Genomic DNA, 22550 nt, shown 5'->3' on the forward strand with positions numbered 1-22550 from the left:
GTGCCGGGGCGCCGGGCGGGGCTGGGCGGATGGGCCTGATGCCCGATGCGCGCCCCGGGCGCGAGCGCCCGGCGGGGGCGCCGCTCTCAGCCACCCTCCGCCGCCCGGCCCGGCTTCCCGCCCGAGCGGGGCGTCCGCTCGGGGTCCGGTCCGGTGGCCGGTCGCGGGTCCGTGTCCGGGTCGGCCGTCGGATCGGCCACCGGACCGGCCGTCGGGTCGGCCGTCGGATCCGCGTCCATGACCGGCCTCGCGCCCGCCGTCGCCCCCGAGTCTGCTGTCGGGTCCGCGTCCATCACCGGCCTCGGGCCCGCCGTCGCCCCCGAGTCTGCCGTCGGGTCCGCGCCCGTGGCCGGCCCCGGGTCCGCCGTCGGATCCGCGTCCATCACCGGCCTCGGCCCCGCCACCGCGCCCGACGGCTCCCTGGGCTCCGGCCCCTGCCCCTGCCCCGGCCCCGGCCCCTGCTCAGGCCCAGACTCAGGCTCCGGATCCACCGGCAAGGGAAGGATCGCCGGGGCGTCTCGGAAGCGGCGGCGGTCCCGGGCGTTCGGGGGGGCGTCCGCGAGGCGGATGACCGTGCCGTCGCGGCCCGCCACCACCGGACGGCCCGAGCGGGCCGCCTTCGCCTGGTACTGGGCCGCGTCGGCGAGGCGGAAGAGGCGGCGGGCGGACCTGAGGGGGCCGATGGGGTCGCCGGTGGAGGCGACTCCGCAGGCCACGCCCTCGCCCAGCTCCAGTTCCGCCGCCCGCTCGCAGACCTCCTCCGCCACCGCGACCACCTCGTCCGCCGACGGTCCGACCGTCAGCAGACAGAACTCGTCGCCGCCCAGCCGGGCCACGAGGGCGCCGGGGAGCTTCGCGCCGCAGCGGGAGAGGACCGAGCCGAAACGTTCGAGGAGCCGGTCGCCGACCGCGTGCCCATGGGTGTCGTTGACCCGCTTGAGGCCGTTGAGGTCGCAGACCACCAGGCTCACGACGGAGCCGTCCGCCCGGTAGCGCTCGACCGCCTCGTCGAGGCGCGCGTCGACGGCCCGCCGGTTGGCGAGCCCGGTCAGCGGGTCGGTGAAGGCCAGTTTGCGGACCTCCTCCAGCCGCTCGGCCTGGATGATCCCGGCGGCGACGACCGCCGCGAGGACGGTGGCGAAGCCCGCGTCCTCGCGGGTGAAAGGTTTCTCCTCCAGGGGCCTGGCCACGTACAGCTCGCCCCAGGCCCGCCCGTGGAGCACGATCGGGGCCACGACGCAGCTGCCCCTCCCCCGCCGCCGCAGGCCCTCCACCCGGCTGGTCCGCACCGGATCGGCGACCGTCTCCACCCAGGCGTCCGGCTCGCCGCCGCCCGCCCACCGCTCGTGCAGGAACTCGGTGATCTCGGGGAACTGGTGCACCGGGTACGTCTCCGCGTCCGGGAACTCCTCCTCGCCCTCGGCCCGCTCTCCCGCGTTCACCAGGACCTTGAGGCGCCCGTGGTCCCGCTGCCAGACGGAGAGGGCGGCGAATCCGCCGTCGAGCCCCTCGCAGGCACCGAGCGCCGCCGCCCGCCAGAACTCGCGCGGAGTCTGCGCCGAGGTCATCCTCTGCGCCAGCGCCACCACGGCCCGCAGCCGCCCATCCTCACCCATTCCTCCAGCTTAGGTACGTTTGATCCGTTTTCCTCCGCGAAACGTCACGTTATGTAATAACAAGTGTGCAGAAAAGTACGACCGGGGGCCGGTTCCCACGCCCGACACCCCGGCCGAGACCGGAACTCACCCCCGACGCCCCCGGTCGAGCCCGGCGCCCGCACCCGGCTCGCTCCCGCGCCTCACTCCCCCGGCCACTCCGGCTTCCGCTTCTCGTTGAAGGCCGCCACGCCCTCGGCGCGGTCGCCCGAGAAGGCCGTGGCACGCCAGGCCGCGTCCTCGACTTCCAGGCCCGCCCGCAGGTCCAGGCCCTGGCCGAGCCTCATCGCCTTCTTCGCCGAGCGCAGACCGACCGGCGAGTTGACCGCGATCCGTCCCGCGAGTTCGAGCGCGCCGGTCCGCGCGTCCTCCGCGAGCAGGTCGACCAGGCCCAGCTCACGGGCCTCCTCCGCCGCCACCCTGCGGGCCGTGAAGATCAGCTCGGCTGCGCGCGCCGCCCCCACCCGGCGCGGCAGCAGCTGCGTACCGCCGCCGCCGGGGATGACTCCGACGGAGACCTCGGGGAGGCCGACCACGGCGGTCGCGTCGGCCACGATCACATCGCAGGAGAGGGCCAGCTCGAAGCCGCCGCCGAGGGCGAAGCCGTGCACGGCGGCCACCGTCGGCATGGGCAGCTCCAGGACGCCGGTGTAGGCGGCGCGGGCGGTCGGGCGCTGCCGGACCAGCTCGGCGTCGGTGAAGGAGTTGCGCTCCTTGAGGTCGGCGCCGACGCAGAAGGCCCGGTCGTTCGAGGAGGTGAGGGCGGTGACGCGGACGGAGGGGTCGGCGGCGAGCGCCGTACAGGCGGCCCCGAGGGAGCGGGCCATCTCCGAGGAGACGGCGTTCATCGCCTTGGGCCGGTCAAGGACCAGCTCGGCGACGTAACCGTCCTTCCTGACCACCACGAACTCACCGAAACGCTGCTCGGACATGACCGCACACCCTCCCGAACCCATGGCCCGCGCGTTAACGGCTGTTAACGCGTGTTCGCCAGTGATCCTAGGGCCTGCCCGGCGGATCAGGGCCGGAAAGTCCGCGACGTCCGGTGCGGTGGACGGCCAGGCGGAGAGGCTGCCGCGTACGGGACGCACCCGGGTGCCTCGACAACGCGGCGAGGTGCGGTGCCGGGCGGCGCGGGCCAGGCGGGATCCGGAAGAGACGGTCTAGGTCGTCTCTTCCGGATCCTGCCGGTCAGGCCCGCGTCGTCCGGTGCCGTGCATCGCAAGGCGGAGAGGCTGCCGGGTACTGGGCGTACCCGGGTGCCTCGACAACGTGGCGAGGTGCGGTGCCGGGCGGCGCGGGCCAGGCAAGATCCGGAAGAGACGGCCTAGGTGGGGCGGCGGCTCAGGAGCCAGGGTTCGACGACGCCGAGGCCTCGGACCGGGCGCTGCCACATGGGCTGGAGCGCGAAGCGGTACGTGGTGGCCTCGCGGCCCTCCTCGGCGGCGCGGACGGCCTCCTCGGCGGCCTCCGTCTCCGAGACGGGCGCCTCCCCCGTCCTGGACAGCTCCTCGGCGAGCGCGCCGTCGACGAGGACGGCGTCCTTCGGCGCTATCGAGGTGAGCCGGCTGGCGAGGTTCACGGTGGTGCCGAAGACATCGCCCATCCGGGTCGTGACCGTGCCGAACGCGATGCCGACCCGCAGCGCGGGCATCGTCTCGTCGTGCCCGAGGGTCTCGATCAGGCGCAGCGCGATCTCGGCGGCGGTCCCTGCGTCGTCGGCGCAGTACAGCACCTCGTCGCCGAGGGTCTTGATCAGCCGGCCGCCGTGCGCGGCGACCAGGTCCGCGCAGGTGGTCTCGAAGGCCTCGACGAGTTCGCCGAGTTCCTCCTCCTCCAGGCGACGGGTGAGCCGGGTGAAGCCGACGAGGTCGGCGAAGCCGACGGCGAGCCGCCGGTCGACCATCTCCTCGTCGTCGGCCGCCTGCACGACCCGGCCGGTGGCGGCGGCGAGCTGGCGCCGCCACACGTAGATCAGGAACTCCTCCAGCTCGGGCAGGAGCAGCTCGATCAGGGGGTACGTGACCTCGGTGCGGGTCATGCCGGGCTCGGGCGGCTCGGTGAGGCCTTCGAGGAAGGAGTCGATCTGCCATTCGGCCAGCCGGGCGGTGGTCTGGCCGGTGGAGCGGGCGACCTGGACGGCCATCGGTTCGCTGAGTAGTCCTGCCTCGACGAGTCCGGCGAGCCGCCGCAGGGCGAGGACGTCTGCCTCGGTGAGGGCCTTGGCCTGGCCGATGTCGGCGAAGCCCATGGCGCGCCAGAAGCGGGAGGCCAGTTCCATGGAGACACCGGCGGTGCGGGCGGCCTGGAAGGGGGTGTAGCGGCGGTCCGCGCCGATGATGAGCTGTTCGAGGCGGATCGCGAGGGGGTCGTCGCTCGGCTCCGCCGTGTGGTCGACCTCGTGGTGAGGGGTCGGGTACGCGGAGGACTGTGGTCCGCCGCCCGCGTTCGCGTCGTCGACGGTCACCGGCCGCCTCCTGCCCGTTCCCTGCCCACTTGTCCTGCCGATCTGTCGCCTGGATCGCGCTCCACGATACGGCAGGTGTGGAATGGCTCACGCCCGAACGGCGAGGCGTTCCGCCCTGTGGACAGGCCAGGGGGCCAGGAGGGGGCGTCTGGGGCGGGCGGGGCGGGAAGGGACTCGCCCGGCCCGGGGAGCCCGCCCCGGAAGGGCCGGCCGGGCCCTGGGACCCACCACCCGAAGCCCGCCCGGACGGACTTGAGGACCCGGCACAGGAAAGCCCACGACCCTACGCCGAGAGCCCGTACCGGCCCGTGAAAACCCGTGGTCCCGGCCCGCGAGAACCCATGGCCCCGGCCCGCGAGAGCCCGTACCGGCCCGTGAAAGCCCCCGGCTCCGGTCCCGGGAGCCCGTACCGCCCCGGAGAAGGTCGGCCGGTTCTCGCGAGCCCGGCACCGGAAAGCACAGCCGGGCCTCGGAAGCCCGCCCCGCGCCCGAAGGCCGCCCCGTTTCTGAAGCCCGTCCCGCCCGGCCCCGACGCCCTTCCCGCCCGGCCCCGCCGCCCGTCCCGTTCCCGAAGCCCGTCCCGGCCCCGACGCCCGCCCTGCGCCGGTGTCCGCCCTACGTAAGTCCCCCTACGTAAGTCCCCCCCTACACCGGTGGCCCCACGTCGCTGCCCGCCCTGCGCCGGTGTTCGTCCCTACGCCGGTGTCCGCAGATGGACGATGTCCCCCGCTGCCACCGCCTCCGTGCCGCCGCCCTCCGTGGCGACCACGATCCGGCCGTCGTCGTCGAGGGTGACGGCCTCGCCCTCCAGCATCCGCTCGCCCGGCAGCTCGACCCTGACCCGGCGGCCGAGGGTGGCGCAGCCCGCCGTGTAGGCCGCCTGGAGGCCGGAGGCCACGGGGTCGCCGTCGGCGCGTACCCACTCCTCGTACCACTGGGCGAAGGAGCGCAGGACGGCCCGCAGGAGGGTGTCGCGGTCGGTGGAGACGGCTCCGGCGAGGAGGAGGGAGCCCGCGCGGGGGACGGGGAGTTCGTCGGCGCGCAGGGAGACGTTGATGCCGCAGCCGATGACGACACCGTCCTCACCGGCGCGTTCGGCGAGGATGCCGCCGGTCTTGCGCTCCTCGCCTTCGACGGTGACCAGCAGGTCGTTAGGCCACTTGAGGGACATGTCGACCCCGGCGGAGCGGGCGAGTCCAGTCGCCACGGCCACACCGGTGAGCAGCGGGAGCCAGCCCCAGCGCTCGACCGGGACCGGGGGCTTGACGAGGACGGAGACGAAGATCCCGGAGCGGGCGGGCGCCGTCCAGGCACGGTCGAGGCGGCCGCGGGCCGCGCTCTGCTCCTCGGCGACGAGGATCGCGCCCTCGGGCAGTCCGCCCGCGCGGGCGGCGAGGTCGCTGTTGGTCGATCCGGTGGTGGCGACCACGTCGAGCGAGGTCCACAGTCCGTCGGGCCGGAGGAGTCCGCGGCGCAGGGCGGGGGCGTTGAGCGGGGGCCGGTCGAGGTCGGACCAGCGTCCGCCGGAGTCCTGGGAGGGAGTCATGCAAGCCAGACTAGGTGTGGCAAACACCGCAGTGCCGAACGGTACCGGCGTCGCTACGCTACGGCCCAGTAGCCAAGCAGTAGCCCATTCGTCGTCCACGAATCCACCGTGACCAGGCAGGGAGCCGCATCCCGATGTCCGAGCCGGCAGAGCAGTACGAGATCGACATTCACACGACCGCGGGCAAGATCGCGGATCTGAGGCGCCGGATCGGGGAGGCCACCCACGCCGGCTCGGAGCGCGCGGTGGAGAAGCAGCACGCGAAGGGCAAGCTGACCGCGCGTGAGCGGATCGCCCTGCTGCTCGACGAGGGCTCGTTCGTGGAGCTGGACGAGCTGGCCCGGCACCGGTCGACCAATTTCGGTCTGGAGAAGAACCGTCCGTACGGCGACGGGGTCGTCACCGGCTACGGCACGGTCGACGGGCGTCCGGTGGCGGTGTTCTCGCAGGACTTCACGGTCTTCGGCGGCGCGCTGGGCGAGACGTACGGCCAGAAGATCATCAAGTTGATGGACTTCGCCCTGAAGACGGGCTGCCCGGTCGTCGGGATCAACGACTCGGGCGGCGCGCGCATTCAGGAGGGGGTGAGCGCGCTCGGGATGTACGGCGAGATCTTCCGCCGCAACACCCATGCCTCCGGGGTGATCCCGCAGATCTCGCTGGTCGTCGGCCCGTGCGCGGGCGGGGCGGTGTACTCGCCCGCGATCACCGACTTCACGGTGATGGTGGACCAGACCTCGCACATGTTCATCACGGGTCCCGATGTGATCAAGACGGTGACCGGCGAGGACGTGGGCTTCGAGGAGCTGGGCGGGGCCCGGACGCACAACGCGACCTCGGGCGTGGCCCATCATCTGGCGGGCGACGAGAAGGACGCCGTCGAGTACGTGAAGTCCCTCCTGTCGTACCTGCCCTCGAACAACCTCTCGGAGCCGCCCGCGTTCCCCGAGGTCGCGGAGACCGAGGCGACGGACGAGGACCGCGAGCTCGACACGCTCATCCCGGACTCGGCGAACCAGCCGTACGACATGCACCAGGTGATCGAGCACGTCCTCGACGACGGCGAGTTCCTGGAGACGCAGTCGCTCTTCGCGCCGAACATCCTGACCGGTTTCGGGCGGGTCGAGGGCTTCCCCGTGGGGGTCGTCGCCAATCAGCCGATGCAGTTCGCGGGCTGTCTGGACATCGACGCGAGCGAGAAGGCGGCGCGGTTCGTGCGCACCTGCGACGCGTTCAACATCCCTGTCCTCACCTTCGTGGACGTGCCGGGCTTCCTGCCGGGCGTGGACCAGGAGTACGGCGGGATCATCCGGCGCGGCGCGAAGCTGATCTACGCGTACGCGGAGGCCACGGTGCCGCTGATCACGGTGATCACGCGGAAGGCGTTCGGCGGCGCGTACGACGTCATGGGCTCCAAGCACCTGGGCGCTGATCTGAACCTGGCGTGGCCGACGGCGCAGATCGCGGTGATGGGCGCGCAGGGAGCGGTGAACATCCTGCACCGCAGGACGATCGCGGCGGCCGAGGACCAGGAGGCGGAGCGGGCACGGCTGATCCAGGAGTACGAGGACACCCTGCTCAATCCGTACACGGCCGCCGAGCGCGGTTACGTCGACGGGGTGATCCTGCCCTCGGACACGCGCCCGCAGATCGTGAAGGGGCTGCGTCAGCTGCGGACGAAGCGGGAATCCCTGCCCCCGAAGAAGCACGGGAACATCCCGCTGTAGAGACGGCTGTGGACGGCTGTGGGCAGTCGCAGAGGGCTGTGGGCGGCCGTGGAGGGCCTTACGTGGTCCGGACCGGAGGAGACGACATGATCAGGGTCGTACGGGGAAACCCGACGCCGGAGGAGTTGGCCGCCGCGCTCGCGGTGGTCCAGGCACGGGCGGCGGCGGTGGCCGCCGCCGCCGCCCGAAGCGGCGCCCCGGCCGCGCCGGAGGGATGGTCGGACCCCTCCCGCATCGCCCGCTCGGTACGGCAACGGCCGGGCCCGAAGGCCTGGGCGAGGACGTACTGGCCGGTGTGACCGCCTCGCCCGTCCCGGACGGGCGGAGGGAAGGCCGGGCCGCCGCGCGCGGGGGCCCGGCCTTCCGTGCGCGGGGTCCGGCCTTTGGTGTGCACGGGCTCTGCCTTCGGTGCGCGAGGGTTGGGCCTTTCGCGCGGGGGGTTCGGCATTCCCTGCGCGAGGGCTCTGACTTCCGCGCGAGGGTCCGGCCATCGACGTGCGAGGGTCCGGCCTTCCGTGCGCGAGGGTTCCGTCCCTCACGTGCGAGGGTCCGGCCTCCCCCGAGCGAGGGTCCCGTCCCTCACGCGCAAGGGTCCGGTCTTTCCCGCAGGGCAGGCCGGTCTCCCGTGTGTGGCCCGTCGTGGTGTGCCGCGTAGTCCCCCGGTGCCAGGCGCTTGAGTATCCGTACTCAGGCGTCCCGGCCGTCCCGCCCTCAGGATCGGAGGCATGCTGTGGTCCGACCCGAAGAATCAGCCGCCGAAGTTCCTCCGTGACATGCAGGCGATGCTCCGTCGCTCGGGCGTGCTGCTCGCGCTGGCGATGGTGGTGGGCATGGTCGTGGCCAGCGCGCGCTGAGCCGCGGGAGGATCCGGCCCCCGGCGACCCCGGTCACCGCTCCCCCGACGGCACGGTCCCCCTCCCCCGACCGGCGGCGGCCCCCTCCCGTACTGGCTACGCTTCCCCCATGACTGCTCATCCGCGCCGTGTCGTGCTCGCTTCCGCCTCCCCCGCCCGGCTCGGGCTGCTCCGGCAGGCCGGTCTCGCTCCCGAGGTGATCGTCAGCGGGGTCGACGAGGACGCGACGCACGCGCCGACCCCGGCGGAGCTGGCACTCGCCCTCGCGGAGGCGAAGGCCGCCCATGTGGCCGCCCGGCCCGAGGCCGCCGGTGCGCTGGTCATCGGCTGCGACTCGGTCCTCGAACTCGACAAGAAGGCGCTCGGCAAGCCCGCCGACGCCGAGGAGGCCGTCGCCCGCTGGAAGGCGATGCGCGGGCGCGTCGGCGTCCTCCAGACGGGGCACTGCGTCTACGACACGGCCACCAAGCGCTACGAGTCGGCGACCGCCTCCACCGTGGTCCGCTTCGGTGAGCCGACGGACGAGGAGATCGCCGCGTACGTGGCCAGCGGCGAGCCGCTGCACGTGGCGGGCGCGTTCACCCTGGACGGGCGCTCGGCGCCGTTCATCGACGGCATCGACGGGGACCCGGGCAATGTGATCGGCCTGTCCCTGCCGCTGCTGCGGAAGCTGCTCGCGAAGCTGGACGTGCGGATCACGGACCTCTGGGCCTGAGCCACCGGCCCCGGGCCGTCAGGCCGCCGCGCTCGCCGCGCCCCGCTCCTCCTCCGACTCCGACTCCTCGGCCTCCTTGCCGTACGCCACCAGGGTGAGGACGATCAGGCCGAGGACGCCCACCAGGAAGGCGAAGACGCCCCAGCCGAGGAGGGCCACGGCGAGCGCGCCGAGCAGTCCGTGGGCGAGGGCGCAGCCGACGAGGAGGGTCCGGCCGAGGCGTCCGGGGCGGCGGTCGCGGATGCCCGCGACGAGGGCGACGAGGGCGCAGAGCGCGAGGGCGGCGCCGGAGGCGATGCCGAGGGCCCAGGTGCCGGTGTGCGTCGCCGCGGGGTCGAGCCCGCCGAGGGACATCGACTGGGCCTTGACGAACCGGGCCATCACCGCGTTGACCGCGACGACACCGGGCGCTTCGAGGAGCAGGACCAGTGCCGTGACGAGAGCGATCGGTCTGCGGGCCATGCGGCCACCCCCTGTGTTCACCTGTTACCGGCAGTACGTTCGACAGCGCGCAGGCTACTGGCCGGTAATTCTCTGGACAAGGGTTCGCACGGGCCCGGCAGCGCCGGTCCGCTTCGCAAAGAATCACCAGGGCATTCGTGGAGACCCGACAAAGAATCGGGAAAGGCAACTGGCCTCACGGACAGAGACCTGCGCCACACCTCGGAGCTACTGTGCCGTAAAGGAACCCTGCGTACCGTGGTGCGACAAGGGAATTCACGACCCGAGCAGGCCCGAGGTCACGCTCCGTGTGGGCAAGCTCACCACTGGGGACGGGTCGAAAGTCCGTGTCGGCAGTCCCTAAACTCAGCTTGTTTCAAGGAGGGAGCCATCGTGCGCAAGGTGCTCATCGCCAACCGTGGCGAAATCGCTGTTCGTGTGGCGCGGGCGTGTCGTGACGCCGGTATCGGCAGCGTGGCCGTGTATGCCGAGCCTGACCGGGACGCCCTGCACGTCCGGGCGGCCGATGAGGCGTTCGCTCTGGGCGGTGACACTCCGGCGACCAGTTATCTGGACATGGCTAAGGTCCTCCAGGCGGCCAAGGACTCGGGTGCCGACGCGATCCACCCCGGGTACGGCTTCCTGTCGGAGAACGCCGAGTTCGCCCAGGCGGTCCTCGACGCCGGTCTCACCTGGATCGGTCCGCCGCCGCAGGCCATCCGTGATCTGGGTGACAAGGTCGCCGCCCGTCACATCGCCCAGCGTGCCGGCGCTCCGCTGGTCGCGGGCACCCCCGACCCGGTGTCGGGTGCGGACGAGGTCGTGGCCTTCGCGGAGCAGCACGGCCTGCCGATCGCGATCAAGGCGGCGTTCGGCGGCGGCGGGCGTGGTCTGAAGGTGGCCCGGACGCTGGAAGAGGTCCCCGAGCTGTACGACTCCGCGGTCCGCGAGGCCGTCGCGGCCTTCGGGCGGGGTGAGTGCTTCGTGGAGCGCTACCTGGACAAGCCGCGGCATGTGGAGACGCAGTGCCTGGCCGACTCCCACGGCAACGTGGTCGTCGTGTCCACGCGTGACTGCTCGCTCCAGCGCCGTCACCAGAAGCTGGTCGAGGAGGCCCCCGCGCCGTTCCTGACGGCCGAGCAGAACGTACAGCTGTACGCGGCGTCGAAGGCGATCCTGCGGGAGGCCGGTTACGTCGGCGCCGGAACGGTGGAGTTCCTCGTCGGCACGGACGGCACGATCTCCTTCCTGGAGGTCAACACCCGTCTCCAGGTCGAACACCCGGTCACCGAGGAGGTCACCGGTCTCGACCTGGTCCGTGAGATGTTCCGGATCGCCGACGGCGAGGAGCTGGGCTACGGCGACCCGGAGATCCGGGGTCACTCCTTCGAGTTCCGTATCAACGGCGAGGACCCGGGCCGCGGTTTCCTGCCCGCGCCCGGCACCGTCACCCTTTTCGCCCCGCCCACCGGCCCCGGCGTCCGCCTCGACGCGGGCGTCGAGACCGGCAGCGTGATCGGCCCGGCGTGGGACTCGCTCCTCGCCAAGCTGATCGTCACCGGCGCCACCCGTGAACAGGCGCTCCAGCGCGCCGCTCGCGCCCTGGCCGAGTTCAAGGTCGAGGGCATGGCGACGGCGATCCCGTTCCACCAGGCCGTCGTGGTCGACCCGGACTTCACCGCCGACCCGTTCCGCGTCCACACCCGGTGGATCGAGACGGAGTTCGTCAACGAGATCAAGCCCTTCGCCCCGGCCGGTACCGACACCGACGAGGACGAGACGGGCCGCGAGACGATCGTCGTCGAGGTCGGCGGCAAACGCCTTGAGGTCTCCCTGCCGTCCTCACTCGGCATGACGCTCGCCCGTACGGGTCTGGCGGCCGGCGCGAAGCCGAAACGCCGCGCGGCGAAGAAGTCCGGCCCGGCGGCCTCCGGCGACACCCTCGCCTCCCCGATGCAGGGCACGATCGTGAAGGTGGCGGTCGAGGAGGGCCAGGAGGTCAAGGAAGGCGATCTGATCGTCGTCCTGGAGGCCATGAAGATGGAGCAGCCGCTGAACGCGCACCGCGCGGGCACCGTCAAGGGCCTGACCGCCGAGGTCGGCGCGTCGGTGACCTCGGGCGCCACCATCTGCGACATCAAGAGCTGAGACGTCGCACCGAGTACGGTGACGAAGGGCCCGCAGGCAGCCGCCTGCGGGCCCTTCGTCGAGGGGAGGGACCCGCAGCGCCATGCGAGCCGACGCACGCCGCAACCACGAGCGCCTGCTCACCGAGGCCCGTGCCGCTTTCGCCGGGCAGGGCACCGATGCGCCCCTGGAGGAGATCGCGCGCCGGGCGGGCGTGGGCATCGGCACCCTGTACCGCCACTTCCCCACCCGGGCCGATCTGCTGAACGCGGTCTTCCAGGAGGCGCTGGGGGCGCTGCTGCACCGCTCGGCCGAGCTGACGGAGTCGGCGGAGCCGTGCCGGGCCCTGGTGGAGTGGCTGCGGGCCCTCGTGGCGCACGCGGGCGAGTACCGGGGCCTCGCACACGCGCTGATGTCCGCCTCGCACGACCGGAGTTCGGCGCTCGCGGGGTGCAGCGACCCCTTGCGCGCGGCGGGTGAGCGGCTGCTCGGGCGGGCCAGGGAAGCGGGTCAGGTGCGGGCGGACGTGTCGATCGGCGATCTGATGCAGCTGACCAACGCGATCGCGCTGGCGGCCGAACAGTGCCCGGAGGACGGGGAGCTGGCGGACCGTCTGCTCGCGCTGACTCTGCGGGGCATCAAGGACTGAGGTCCTTCGGCGGCGTCGCGGCTGGGCCGAGGGCCTTCAACGGCGTCGCAGATCGGAGACCCGCGCCGGGCGCTCCAGGGTCTCGGCGGCCATGCCTCCGCCCGGCACCCGGTACTGACCGGCCACGATCCGCCCGCGCTGGACCGGAAGCGGCATGTCACGCCGGGGGCGGGCGCCCGGGGGAACCGGGTCGCCGCCCCCGACGCCACCGGCTCCGGTGCCCGCGACGGCGATCTGGACGCCCTGGTCGGCGAGGGCCTGGAGTTCACCGGCGGCCCGGTCGTCGTGGACGGGCGGCTCGTCGGTGACCAGCCGGGTGATGACGTCCGTGGGCACGGTCTGGAACATGGTGTCGGCGCCGAGCTTGGTGTGGTCGGCGAGGACCACCACCTCGGCCGCCGCCTGCACCAGGGCCCTGTCCACGCTCGCGGAGAGCATGTTGGAGGTGGAGAGCCCGCGCTCGGCGGTGAGACCGCTGCCCGAGAGGAAGGCACGCGAGACCCTGAGGCCCTGGAGGGACTGCTCGGCACCACTGCCCACCAGGGCGTAGTTGGAGCCGCGCAGGGTGCCCCCGGTCATGACGACCTCGACCCGGTTGGCATGGGCCAGGGCCTGGGCGACGAGCAGCGAGTTGGTGACCACGGTGAGACCGGGCACCCGGGCCAGTCTGCGGGCCAGCTCCTGGGTGGTGGTCCCGGCGCCGACGACGATGGCCTCGCCCTCGTCGACCAGGCTCGCGGCGAGATCGGCGATCGCGGTCTTCTCCGCGGTCGCGAGATGGGATTTCTGGGGGAAACCGGATTCCCGGGTGAAGCCGCCCGGCAATACGGCACCGCCGTGGCGGCGGTCGAGGAGTCCTTCTGCCTCCAGTGCCCGTACGTCCCTCCGTACGGTCACTTCCGAGGTCTGGACGACGCGGGCGAGCTCCCGGAGCGACACGGCTCCGTTGGCTCGCACCATTTCAAGGATCAACTGGCGACGTTCTGCAGCGAACACGAAACTGACAGTAACGTGACCGGGCGAGAAATTTCTGCGCTTTGCACCAGATTGCAGAAGATACACACAGACGGGGCCTCCAAGTGATATGGGAGACCCCGCCGTGCGCCGCTCTCGGCCGTTCGAGGGCGGCGCACGGCGGGGCTATGCCCCGCCTTGCCGGGGGTTGTCCGTTCGGCCCGTCGCTCCTCTGGGCGGGAGCGGCGGGCCCGAGGGGGTCAGACCTCGCCCGCGGACTTCCGGGTGTGCAACTGCCGTGCCACTTCCGCGATCGAACCCGACAGGGAGGGGTACACCGTGAAAGCGTTTGCGATCTGTTCGACCGTCAGATTGTTGTCGACCGCGATCGAGATCGGATGGATCAGTTCGCTCGCCTTGGGCGCGACGACACAGCCGCCGACGACGATGCCGGTGCCCGGACGGCAGAAGATCTTGACGAAGCCGTCCCGGATGCCCTGCATCTTCGCGCGCGGGTTGCGCAGCAGCGGCAGCTTGACGACCCGGGCGTCGATCTTCCCGGAGTCCACGTCCGCCTGGGTGTAGCCGACGGTGGCGATCTCGGGGTCGGTGAAGACGTTCGACGAGACCGTCTTCAGGTCGAGCGGGGCCACCGCGTCGCCCAGGAAGTGGTACATCGCGATGCGGCCCTGCATGGCGGCGACCGAGGCGAGCGCGAAGACACCGGTGACGTCACCGGCGGCGTACACCCCGGGGGCGGTGGTGCGGGAGACCTTGTCGGTCCAGATGTGACCGGAGTCCTTCACCCTGACCCCGGCCTCCTCCAGGCCCATCCCGGCCGAGTTCGGGATCGCGCCGACGGCCATCAGACAGTGCGTGCCGGAGATGACCCGGCCGTCCGAGAGGGTGACCTCGACCCGGTCGCCGACCCGCTTGGCGGACTCGGCGCGCGAGCGGGCCATGACGTTCATGCCCCGGCGCCGGAAGACGTCCTCAAGGACCGCCGCCGCGTCCGGGTCCTCGCCCGGCAGCACCCGGTCGCGGGAGGAGACCAGGGTGACCCGGGAGCCCAGCGCCTGGTAGGCACCGGCGAACTCGGCGCCGGTGACGCCGGAGCCGACCACGATCAGCTCCTCGGGCAGCTCCCCGAGGTCGTAGACCTGGGTCCAGTTCAGAATGCGCTCGCCGTCCGGCTTGGCGTCGGGCACCTCGCGCGGGTGGGCGCCGGTCGCGATCAGCACGGCGTCCGCCGTCAGCGTCTCCTCGGTGCCGTCGGCGGCGGTGACGATCACCTGGCGGGAGCCGTCCACGGCCTGCCGGCCCGAGAGCCGGCCCCGGCCGCGCAGCACCCGGGCACCGGCCCGGGTCACCGAGGCGGTGATGTCGTGCGACTGGGCGAGCGCGAGCCGCTTCACCCGTCGGTTGACCTTGCCGAGGTCGACGCCGACGACACGGGCCGCCTGCTCGACGGGCGGGGTGTCGTCCGCCACGATGATGCCGAGTTCCTCGTAGGAGGAGTCGAAGGTGGTCATCACCTCGGCCGTGGCGATCAGGGTCTTGGAGGGGACGCAGTCGGTCAGGACGGACGCGCCGCCGAGGCCGTCGCAGTCGACGACGGTCACCTCCGCGCCGAGTTGGGCGCCCACCAGGGCCGCCTCGTATCCGCCGGGTCCGCCGCCGATGATCACGATCCGGGTCACTGGGATCTACGCCTCGCGCTCTCGTTCTGCCGGGGGGTCCCCCCTGCTGGGATTGCAGTGCGTACGCCATTGTCCCGCACGCTTCAAGTGCGTACCCCATTGTCGCGCACGCCCGCCGCCGCCTCACGTCGGCCCCTGCCGACCGGACGGCGACGGCCGCCCGCGCACGGCCCCCGGGACCGGTGCCGCACCCCCCGACGGGCGCCCCGGGACCCGGCGCCGCACGCTCCGACGGTCACCCCGCCCCCTCCCGTACCCTCGGTCCCATGTCGCTCTACGCCGCGTTCGCCGGCAACCTCGACGCACGGCTGATGAGCCGCCGCGCACCGCACTCCCCGCTGCGGGGCACCGGCTGGCTCAACGGCTGGCGGCTGACCTTCGGCGGCGAACAGCTGGGCTGGGAGGGGGCGCTCCCCACCCTCGTGGAGGCCCCCCGGTCCCAGGTCTTCGTGGCGCTCTACGACATCGCCCCGATGGACGAGGACTCCATGGACCGCTGGGAGGGCGTCGGCCTCGACATCTACCGGCGGATGCGGATCCGGGTGCACACCCTGGACGGCGACGAGCCCGCCTGGGTCTACGTGCTCAACGCCTACGAGGGCGGGCTGCCGTCCGCACGGTACCTCGGCGAGATCGCCGACGCCGCCGAGTCGGCGGGCGCGCCCCACGACTACGTGATGGAACTGCGCAAGCGCCCCTGCTGAGCCGGGGCGCGCCGCCCGCCGGGGCGGTGCCGCGAACCTCCCCCGCCTGCCCTTTTCGTCGGAAACGACAACACAACGATCCGGTGATCGTCGGCATCGTCATCTACGCGCGTAGGCATCCAGCGGATACGCTGCTGCGGGTAACAAATCCGTCCGGGGCCCCGCCTCGGACCCCCTCCCCGAGGCGAGAGAGTCAGTGAACGCAACTGCCACCCCGTACGAGGCCGCCGAGGCCGCAGCCGCGCGCCTGCGCGAGCTGACCGGTGCCGAGAAGCACGACGTCGTCCTGGTCATGGGCTCGGGCTGGGCGCCCGCCGCCGACGCGCTCGGCGAGCCCGAGGCCGAGTTCCCCGTCACCGAGCTGCCCGGTTTCCCGCCGCCCGCCGTCGAGGGCCACGGCGGCCGGGTCCGCTCGTACAAGATCGGTGAGAAGCGCGCCCTCGTCTTCCTCGGCCGCACCCACTTCTACGAGGGCCGGGGCGTCGCCTCCGTCGCCCACGGCGTCCGCACCGCCGTGGCCGCGGGCTGCTCCACGGTCATCCTGACCAACGGCTGCGGCGGTCTGCGCGAGGGCATGCGCCCCGGCCAGCCCGTCCTGATCAGCGACCACATCAACCTGACGGCCGCCTCCCCGATCGTCGGCGCGAACTTCGTCGACCTCACCGACCTGTACTCGCCGCGGCTGCGCGCGCTGTGCAAGGAGGTCGACGCGAGCCTGGAGGAGGGCGTCTACGTCCAGTTCCCCGGGCCGCACTACGAGACCCCCGCCGAGATCGGCATGGTCCGCGTCCTGGGCGGCGACCTCGTCGGCATGTCCACCGTCCTTGAGGCCATCGCCGCCCGCGAGGCGGGCGCCGAGGTCCTGGGCATCTCCCTGGTCACCAATCTGGCGGCGGGCCTCTCCGGCGAGCCGCTGAACCACGAGGAGGTCCTCCAGGCCGGCCGCGACTCGGCGGCCCGGATGGGCGAACTGCTGACCCGGGTCCTGGCCCGCGTCTGACCCTCGGGGGGCCGCCGCGCGGCGGCCCCCCACCACCGGCCGCACCCCCTCGAAAGGCACACCGTGACGCAGGACGATCTCCTCACCCGGGCCCACGCCTGGCTCGCCGAGGACCCCGACCCGGAGACCCGTGCGGAGCTGGCCGCGCTCCTGGAGGCGGGTGCGGGCGACGAGCTGGCCGCGCGGTTCGCGGGCACCCTCCAGTTCGGCACCGCCGGGCTCCGGGGCGAGCTGGGCGCCGGGCCGACGCGGATGAACCGCTCGGTGGTCATCCGGGCCGCCGCCGGGCTCGCCGCGTACCTCAAGGCCAAGGGCGAGGAGGGCGGTCTCGTCGTCATCGGCTACGACGCCCGCCACAAGTCCGCCGACTTCGCCCGGGACACCGCCGCCGTGATGACCGGCGCGGGGCTGCGCGCCACGCTGCTGCCCCGCCCGCTGCCGACGCCCGTCCTGGCGTACGCCATAAGGCATCTGGGCGCGGTCGCGGGCGTCGAGGTGACCGCGAGCCACAACCCGCCGCGCGACAACGGCTACAAGGTCTACCTGGGCGACGGCTCGCAGATCGTGCCGCCCGCCGACGCGGAGATCGCCGCCGAGATCGCCGCCGTGCGCTCGCTGCACGACGTGCCCCGCCCGGAGTCCGGCTGGGAGACCCTCGGCGACGAGGTCCTCGACGCCTATCTGGAGCGTACGGACGCCGTCCTCACCCCCGGCTCCCCCCGCACCGCGCGGACCGTCTACACGGCGATGCACGGCGTCGGCAAGGACGTCCTGACGGCCGCGTTCGCCCGGCACGGCTTCCCGCCGCCCGCCCTGGTCGCCGCACAGGCCGAACCGGACCCGGACTTCCCCACGGTCGCCTTCCCCAACCCGGAGGAGCCGGGCGCCATGGACCTCGCCTTCGAGGCGGCCAGGGCCGTGGACCCCGATCTGGTGATCGCCAACGACCCGGACGCCGACCGCTGCGCGGTGGCCGTCCCCGACGCCTCCGTCACCGGCGGCTGGCGGATGCTCCGGGGCGACGAGGTGGGCGCGCTGCTCGCCGCGCACCTGGTGCGCCGGGGTGTGACCGGGGTGTTCGCCGAGTCGATCGTCTCCTCCTCGCTGCTCGGCCGGATCGCGCGGGCGGCGGGCCTGGGCCACGAGGAGACGCTGACCGGCTTCAAGTGGATCGCCCGCGTCGAGGGGCTGCGGTACGGCTACGAGGAGGCGCTGGGGTACTGCGTCGACCCCGGGGGCGTACGCGACAAGGACGGCATCACGGCGGCGCTGCTCGTCACCGAGCTGGCCTCGGTCCTGAAGGAGCAGGGCCGGACCCTGTCCGATCTGCTCGACGACCTCGCGGTGGAGCACGGGCTGCACGCCACCGACCAGCTGTCGGTGCGGGTCGAGGACCTGTCCGTCATCGCGGACGCGATGGCGGCGCTGCGGGCCCGTCCGCCGGTCTCGCTCGCCGGTCTGGGCGTGGTCTCGGCGGAGGACCTGGCGAAGGGCACGGAGTCGCTGCCGCCGACGGACGGACTGCGCTACCACCTGGAGGGCGACTACCGGGCCCGGGTGATCGTCCGCCCGAGCGGTACGGAACCCAAGATCAAGTGCTATCTGGAGGTCGTGGTGCCGGTCGCCTCGGCGGACGACCTCGCTCCGGCGCGTACGAAGGCGGCGGAGCTGCTGGTGGCCCTCAAGCGCGATCTGTCGGCGGCGGCCGGGCTCTGAACCGTCCGAACCGTCCGGTGGGGTCGGTGGGAAGCGTGCTTCCCACCGACCCCACCGGCGTACCTGCTTCCCCCGGGCGCATGCGGCCGGGCGGGTGAACCCGGGCGGTACGAGGGACGGGCGCGGGCCCTCGCGCGGGCGTCGTGCGGGTCAGCCGAAGCGGCCGTTGACGTAGTCGGCGGTGCGGGGGTCGACCGGGGAGTTGAAGACGGTGGCGGTGGGGCCGTGTTCGACGATGGCGCCGGGGGTGCCCTGTTCGGCGAGGAAGAAGGCGCAGGAGTCGGAGACCCGGGCGGCCTGCTGCATGTTGTGGGTGACGATGACGACCGTGACCTCGGACTTCAGCTCGGCGATGGTCTCCTCGACGCGCCGGGTGGAGGTCGGGTCGAGGGCGGAGCAGGGCTCGTCCATGAGCAGGACACGGGGCCGGACGGCGAGGGAGCGGGCGATGCACAGGCGCTGCTGCTGACCGCCGGAGAGCGCCCCGCCGGGCTGCCGCAGCCGGTCCTTGACCTCGCGCCAGAGTCCGGCCTTGGTGAGGCACTCCTCGACGAGGTCGTCCTTGGCGTCCTTGCCCGCGCGGATGCCGCCGAGCTTGAGACCGGCGAGGACGTTCTCGTAGAGGGACATGGCGGGGAACGGGTTGGGCTTCTGGAAGACCATGCCGATCTCGCGGCGGGCGTGGGTGATGCGGCGGCCGCGGTCGTAGATGTCGGCGCCGTCGAGGAGGACCCGGCCGGCGAGGGAGGCGGTGCCGGTGAGTTCGTGCATCCGGTTGAGGATGCGCAGGAAGGTCGACTTGCCGCAGCCGGAGGGGCCGATGAGGGCGGTGACCTCGCGGGCGGGCATGGCGAGGGAGACCCGGTCGAGGACCTTGCGGTCGCCGAACCAGGCGGAGACGGCCTCGGCTTCGAGGGCGGCGGCCCGCGAGGCGGCGGCCGGGGCTCCGGCGGGCACGGGCGGCAGGGTGACGGTGTCGGCGAGATCGGTCATCGTGTGGACTCCGCGGGGTTCAGAGGAGGTTGGGGAGGAGCCGGGTCAGTTCGCCGGAGACGAGGACGCCGAGGGCCGCGAGGACGGGCACGGCGGTGACCCAGGTCTGGCGGGCTCCCCAGCGGCGGCGGGCGAGGACGGTGAGCAGGGCGGCGGCGAGGAGGCCCTGGGTGCCGAGGAAGATCCGCGGCCAGGCGTCGGACTCGCCCGCGAGGGGCTTCTCCGCGGCGGTGATCCAGCCGGGGCGCAGGGGCCGGACGGGGCTGGGCTGGGGGGTGCCGACGAGCTTGGCGTCGACGCGGAGGACGTCCTCGGGGGTGTACGCGCCGCCGGTCGCGGTCATCAGGGTGAGGCGTCCTTCGCCCTGGGCGAGGGGGGCCGGGTTGGGGTCGCCGGGGCGGCGGACTCCGGTGACCTCGTAGACGGCCTCGCCCTGCCCGGTGGTGATGTCGATGCGGGCGCCCCTGGGCAGCCGGTGCACGTCGTTGAAGGGGCTGCCGTAGCCCCATTTGCGGCCCATGAGGACGCTGGCTCCGGCCTGGCCCGGCAGGGCGGTGTCGCGGCGGTGGCCGGGTCCCGACATGAGGACCTGGGAGGTGGTGCCTTCGGCGACGACCTCGCGCAGTCCGAGGGCGGGGATGCGCAGGAGGGCGACGGGGGCGCCGGGTTCGAGGGGCTTGCCGTCGTAGGTGAGCTGGCCGACCGGGGCGGTGCCGAGGGCGAGTTGCTCGCGCAGGTCGTCGTAGGCGGTGGCCTGGTCGCGGGCGTGCTGGAGGTGGCCGACGACGGTGAGGTTGGCGGCGAAGCCGATGAGCAGCGCGGCGAGAACGCACAGCGCCGCCCCGGCCAGGGCGAGCCCGGCGCGGGGGGCGGTGGGTGGCGGTGCGGTGGTCACGGGCGGGCGCCGCCCTTGCGGCGTCGGGTCTGGACGACGGCCGCCGCGCCGAGGAGGACGAGGGCGAGGGAACCGAGGGCGGCGGAGGTGACGGTGGCGCCGGTCGCGGCGAGGGAGCCGGAGCCGCCGTGGGTGCCGGAGCCGCCGGAGGTGCTGCCGCCGTCACCGGAGGAACCGGAGGAGCCCGAGCCCGTGTCCGAGCCGGAGGAGCCGGAGCCGGAGGCCGAGCCGCCGGTGGTGTCGCCCGAGGTGGCGGAGTCGCCGGTCGCGGTCGGGGTCGGGGTCGGCCCGTCGGTGCCGGTGGGCTCGGGGGTGTCGGTGGGCTCGTCGGTCGGCTCGTCGGTGGGGTCCGTGGGCGTGTCGGTGGGGCCGCCGGTGGGGGCCGTGGTGGCGGTGCCGGTGGGGGTGGGCGCGGTGGTGCCGGTGGGGGTGGTGCCGGTGGGCTCGGGGCCCGCCTCGGTCACGTACAGGGTGAAGACGAAGAAGGAGCCGGTGTGGGCCTCGGGGGCGGTGGGGGTGAAGGTGGCGAGGATGGGCAGGCCCTCGTCGCCGGTGACGGTCAGTCCGGTGAGGGTGGTCTCGGCCTTGCCCGCGGCGACGGGCACGGTGGCGATGTCGATGAGTTCCTCGTTGACGAACTTCTGGAAGGTGACCGTGCCGGCCGCGTCCCGGGGCTGGACGGTGGCGGTGAGCTTGGCCTGTCCCCCCGCGGTGGGGGCGGCGGGCTCGGAGACGACCTCGGTGACGGTGGTCATCTGGGCGATGGGGGCCCAGCTGGTGCCGGTGACCTCGATCATCGCGGAGAAGTAGTCGGCCGTCTCCGCGCCGTGCGCGGTACGGCAGTACAGGCGCAGCTCGTAGCGGCCGTCGACGGGGCCGCCGCCGCGCAGTTCGGCGAGCCGGTCCTGGAGGGTGCCGTAGTCGGCGGCGGTGTCGAAGGAGCGGGTGAAGGGGCCGCCGCTGAGCGGGTCCCCGGCGGTGGTGACGGCCAGGTTGACGATCTGCTCGGCGTTGTCGGGGCTGACGGCGGCGAGCAGGGCCTTGACGTAGGGCTTGGCGGGGTCGGCCGGGGCGGGGCAGGCGGCGGGGGTGGTGACCCCGGTGGCGAAGGGCTTGGTGGTGGCGGAGCCCGATCCTCCCTTGAGGGTGAACGTGCCGTGCACGGTGACCGCCTTGGCGGGGACGGCCAGCGCGAGGACGGCGGCGAGGGCGCCGCAGAACAGGGCGAGCGCGGTGAGCAGCGCCACGGGCGGGCGCAGTGGTGCGGGGCGGTTCATGCGGGTCCCCCGGGGGGTCGGTAGCGGATCGGGTACGCCGTGGGGCCGGGCACCTGGGGGGTGCCCGGCCGGTGTGCGGTCAGGAGAGCGGTGCTGCTTAGCGCTCGCCGGTGACGGTGGTGGCGCCGCAGGCGGTGCCGAGGGTGCCGAAGCCGTAGTTGGCGATCGTGGTGGAGGCGGCGCAGACCTTGGAGGAGGTGCCGACGAAGGTCTGGGCGATCGTGGCGTTGCTCAGCTTGGCGGTCGGGACGACGTTGTAGACGTCACGGGTGAAGGGGAAGGAGAGGTTCAGCGTCTTGTCGGCGTTGCGGGGCGCGACGGTGCCGATGGTGCCGAGGACGGCCGCACCGCGACGGTCGGTGACGACGAGCTTCTCCTGCGCCGTGTACTGGGCGACGGAGTAGGGGGCGATGTCGCCGGCGGTGTCGAGGACGGTGCCGTCGTTCTCCTGGACGCCCTGCTGGACGCAGGCGCCGGGGGCGGTGACGCCGATGGAGGTGAGGAAGAACTGGCGCGTGCCGGAGTTGGCCTGCGGCAGGATCGGGGTGAGGGCCACGCCGTTGAGGGACGTGATGGAGCACTCGTAGATGCCCTTGAGCTGGGCCACCGTCAGGTCGGCGGGCAGCGCGCTGTCGGAGCGCTTGGCCCAGGAGACCGCGTCCTTGGCGAAGGGGATCCAGGTCAGGTCCGTGGTGGAGACGTCGGCCGGGCCGCGGGAGGAGCGGGCGAAGTCGAGGCAGCCGGAGTTGGTGTCCACGGCGTTGCGCAGGGCGTCGATGCCCGCCGAGGAGCCGTTCGGGCGGGTCAGGTCACAGCCGGTCGCCTTGGTCTTGATACTGGCGGAGCCGGTGGCGTCCCAGGAGGCGACGGTCTTCTGGCCGATGGCGTTGGTGATGACGTTGCCGAGGCCGTTCACGACGTCCTGGGTCGTGTCGGAGCCGACGCCGGCCAGGGTGCGGTACTGGGTGATCGGGTTGGGGTCGGCCTGGGCGGGGGCCGCCAGGAAACCGAGGCCGAGAGCGGCCGTACCGAGAGCGGCGACGACACGGGCGCGGGACTTGACGTTCACTTCTGATCTCCTCGCGTGGAAACGGGTGTCATGGAATGGACGCACAAGCTAAATCCGGATT

The 22550-nt window shown here is 73.0% G+C and carries 19 protein-coding genes and 1 pseudogene; 9 read left to right on the forward strand and 11 right to left on the reverse strand.

Translation table 11 applies throughout. The features are described from left to right. Positions 1-518: 518 nt before the first annotated feature. The 4 genes and pseudogenes from BU197_RS22400 to BU197_RS22415 all read right to left on the reverse strand — a co-directional run. A pseudogene (locus BU197_RS22400) lies at positions 519-1616 on the reverse strand (diguanylate cyclase domain-containing protein); the annotation flags it as partial. A gap of 182 nt (positions 1617-1798) precedes the next feature. Beyond that, positions 1799-2587, reverse strand: coding sequence for an enoyl-CoA hydratase/isomerase family protein (locus BU197_RS22405; RefSeq protein ID WP_188270105.1), 789 nt, complete (start codon positions 2585-2587; stop codon positions 1799-1801). A 395-nt stretch (positions 2588-2982) separates the two neighbouring features. Beyond that, positions 2983-4122 carry an adenylate/guanylate cyclase domain-containing protein gene (locus tag BU197_RS22410; protein WP_188270106.1) on the reverse strand — a complete coding sequence of 380 codons (1140 nt, stop codon included), beginning with the start codon at positions 4120-4122 and terminating at the stop codon, positions 2983-2985. A gap of 694 nt (positions 4123-4816) precedes the next feature. Then, positions 4817-5668: a biotin--[acetyl-CoA-carboxylase] ligase gene (locus BU197_RS22415; protein ID WP_188270107.1), complete on the reverse strand. Its 852-nt coding sequence runs from the start codon at positions 5666-5668 to the stop codon at positions 4817-4819. Between the two features lie 134 nt (positions 5669-5802). Between BU197_RS22415 and BU197_RS22420 the strand changes: the two genes are divergently transcribed. The 4 genes from BU197_RS22420 (at position 5803) to BU197_RS22430 (ending at position 8964) form a co-directional block, all read left to right on the forward strand. Beyond that, entirely contained in the window at positions 5803-7395 is a 1593-nt protein-coding gene (locus BU197_RS22420) for an acyl-CoA carboxylase subunit beta (RefSeq protein WP_188270108.1), read from the forward strand. Positions 7396-7481: 86 nt separating this feature from the next. Further along, on the forward strand, positions 7482-7694 hold the full coding sequence (locus tag BU197_RS22425) for an acyl-CoA carboxylase epsilon subunit (protein ID WP_188270109.1): 213 nt from the start codon (positions 7482-7484) through the stop codon (positions 7692-7694). A 426-nt stretch (positions 7695-8120) separates the two neighbouring features. Next, on the forward strand, positions 8121-8249 hold the full coding sequence (mmpB, locus tag BU197_RS31100) for a morphogenic membrane protein MmpB (protein WP_262928266.1): 129 nt from the start codon (positions 8121-8123) through the stop codon (positions 8247-8249). A 109-nt stretch (positions 8250-8358) separates the two neighbouring features. Beyond that, positions 8359-8964 (forward strand): nucleoside triphosphate pyrophosphatase, encoded by a 606-nt coding sequence (locus tag BU197_RS22430; protein WP_188270110.1) that lies wholly within the window; start codon positions 8359-8361, stop codon positions 8962-8964. A gap of 18 nt (positions 8965-8982) precedes the next feature. Here the strand turns inward: BU197_RS22430 and BU197_RS22435 are convergent, their stop codons facing one another. Next, entirely contained in the window at positions 8983-9426 is a 444-nt protein-coding gene (locus tag BU197_RS22435) for a hypothetical protein (RefSeq protein WP_188270111.1), read from the reverse strand. 372 nt (positions 9427-9798) lie between these two features. Between BU197_RS22435 and BU197_RS22440 the strand changes: the two genes are divergently transcribed. Both BU197_RS22440 and BU197_RS22445 read left to right on the forward strand, forming a co-directional pair. Continuing rightward, positions 9799-11553 carry an acetyl/propionyl/methylcrotonyl-CoA carboxylase subunit alpha gene (locus BU197_RS22440; protein ID WP_188270112.1) on the forward strand — a complete coding sequence of 585 codons (1755 nt, stop codon included), beginning with the start codon at positions 9799-9801 and terminating at the stop codon, positions 11551-11553. A gap of 82 nt (positions 11554-11635) precedes the next feature. Further along, positions 11636-12181, forward strand: a complete 546-nt coding sequence (locus BU197_RS22445; protein ID WP_188270113.1) for a TetR/AcrR family transcriptional regulator — start codon at positions 11636-11638, stop codon at positions 12179-12181. A gap of 36 nt (positions 12182-12217) precedes the next feature. On the opposite strand, the gene BU197_RS22450 is transcribed toward BU197_RS22445, so the two are convergent. Further along, complete coding sequence (locus BU197_RS22450) at positions 12218-13141, reverse strand: DeoR/GlpR family DNA-binding transcription regulator (protein ID WP_188270158.1); 924 nt, start codon at positions 13139-13141, stop codon at positions 12218-12220. A gap of 254 nt (positions 13142-13395) precedes the next feature. Beyond that, entirely contained in the window at positions 13396-14835 is a 1440-nt protein-coding gene (locus BU197_RS22455) for an NAD(P)H-quinone dehydrogenase (RefSeq protein ID WP_188270114.1), read from the reverse strand. A gap of 266 nt (positions 14836-15101) precedes the next feature. Between BU197_RS22455 and BU197_RS22460 the strand changes: the two genes are divergently transcribed. The 3 genes from BU197_RS22460 to BU197_RS22470 all read left to right on the forward strand — a co-directional run bounded on the left by BU197_RS22460 (position 15102) and on the right by BU197_RS22470 (position 18255). Further along, complete coding sequence (locus tag BU197_RS22460) at positions 15102-15539, forward strand: gamma-glutamylcyclotransferase (protein WP_188270115.1); 438 nt, start codon at positions 15102-15104, stop codon at positions 15537-15539. A 196-nt stretch (positions 15540-15735) separates the two neighbouring features. Then, complete coding sequence (locus BU197_RS22465) at positions 15736-16539, forward strand: purine-nucleoside phosphorylase (protein WP_188270116.1); 804 nt, start codon at positions 15736-15738, stop codon at positions 16537-16539. Between the two features lie 63 nt (positions 16540-16602). Further along, positions 16603-18255, forward strand: a complete 1653-nt coding sequence (locus BU197_RS22470; RefSeq protein WP_188270117.1) for a phospho-sugar mutase — start codon at positions 16603-16605, stop codon at positions 18253-18255. A 150-nt stretch (positions 18256-18405) separates the two neighbouring features. On the opposite strand, the gene BU197_RS22475 is transcribed toward BU197_RS22470, so the two are convergent. The 4 genes from BU197_RS22475 to BU197_RS22490 form a co-directional block, all read right to left on the reverse strand. Beyond that, complete coding sequence (locus tag BU197_RS22475) at positions 18406-19248, reverse strand: phosphate ABC transporter ATP-binding protein (protein WP_188270118.1); 843 nt, start codon at positions 19246-19248, stop codon at positions 18406-18408. Positions 19249-19267: 19 nt separating this feature from the next. After that, positions 19268-20143: a sortase gene (locus BU197_RS22480; protein WP_188270119.1), complete on the reverse strand. Its 876-nt coding sequence runs from the start codon at positions 20141-20143 to the stop codon at positions 19268-19270. Next, positions 20140-21420, reverse strand: a complete 1281-nt coding sequence (locus BU197_RS22485; protein ID WP_188270120.1) for a hypothetical protein — start codon at positions 21418-21420, stop codon at positions 20140-20142. The genes BU197_RS22480 and BU197_RS22485 overlap by 4 nt, the downstream gene beginning before the upstream one ends. A gap of 97 nt (positions 21421-21517) precedes the next feature. Then, complete coding sequence (locus BU197_RS22490; protein WP_188270121.1) at positions 21518-22489, reverse strand: substrate-binding domain-containing protein; 972 nt, start codon at positions 22487-22489, stop codon at positions 21518-21520. Positions 22490-22550 lie beyond the last annotated feature (61 nt).

It is taken from the genome of Streptomyces sp. CBMA291, from assembly GCF_014596525.1.
In the GTDB taxonomy this organism is placed as follows: Bacteria; Actinomycetota; Actinomycetes; order Streptomycetales; family Streptomycetaceae; genus Streptomyces.

Bases quoted from the DNA above. Each gene is read 5' to 3' on its own strand.
- BU197_RS22405 (WP_188270105.1), bottom strand. From the start codon at position 2,587: ATGTCCGAGCAGCGTTTCGGTGAGTTCGTGGTGGTCAGGAAGGACGGT.
- BU197_RS22460 (WP_188270115.1), top strand. From the start codon at position 15,102: ATGTCGCTCTACGCCGCGTTCGCCGGCAACCTCGACGCACGGCTGATG.
- BU197_RS22415 (WP_188270107.1), bottom strand. From the start codon at position 5,668: ATGACTCCCTCCCAGGACTCCGGCGGACGCTGGTCCGACCTCGACCGG.
- BU197_RS22475 (WP_188270118.1), bottom strand. From the start codon at position 19,248: ATGACCGATCTCGCCGACACCGTCACCCTGCCGCCCGTGCCCGCCGGA.
- mmpB (WP_262928266.1), top strand. From the start codon at position 8,121: ATGCTGTGGTCCGACCCGAAGAATCAGCCGCCGAAGTTCCTCCGTGAC.
- BU197_RS22420 (WP_188270108.1), top strand. From the start codon at position 5,803: ATGTCCGAGCCGGCAGAGCAGTACGAGATCGACATTCACACGACCGCG.
- BU197_RS22435 (WP_188270111.1), bottom strand. From the start codon at position 9,426: ATGGCCCGCAGACCGATCGCTCTCGTCACGGCACTGGTCCTGCTCCTC.
- BU197_RS22430 (WP_188270110.1), top strand. From the start codon at position 8,359: ATGACTGCTCATCCGCGCCGTGTCGTGCTCGCTTCCGCCTCCCCCGCC.
- BU197_RS22450 (WP_188270158.1), bottom strand. From the start codon at position 13,141: ATGGTGCGAGCCAACGGAGCCGTGTCGCTCCGGGAGCTCGCCCGCGTC.
- BU197_RS22445 (WP_188270113.1), top strand. From the start codon at position 11,636: ATGCGAGCCGACGCACGCCGCAACCACGAGCGCCTGCTCACCGAGGCC.
- BU197_RS22425 (WP_188270109.1), top strand. From the start codon at position 7,482: ATGATCAGGGTCGTACGGGGAAACCCGACGCCGGAGGAGTTGGCCGCC.
- BU197_RS22485 (WP_188270120.1), bottom strand. From the start codon at position 21,420: ATGAACCGCCCCGCACCACTGCGCCCGCCCGTGGCGCTGCTCACCGCG.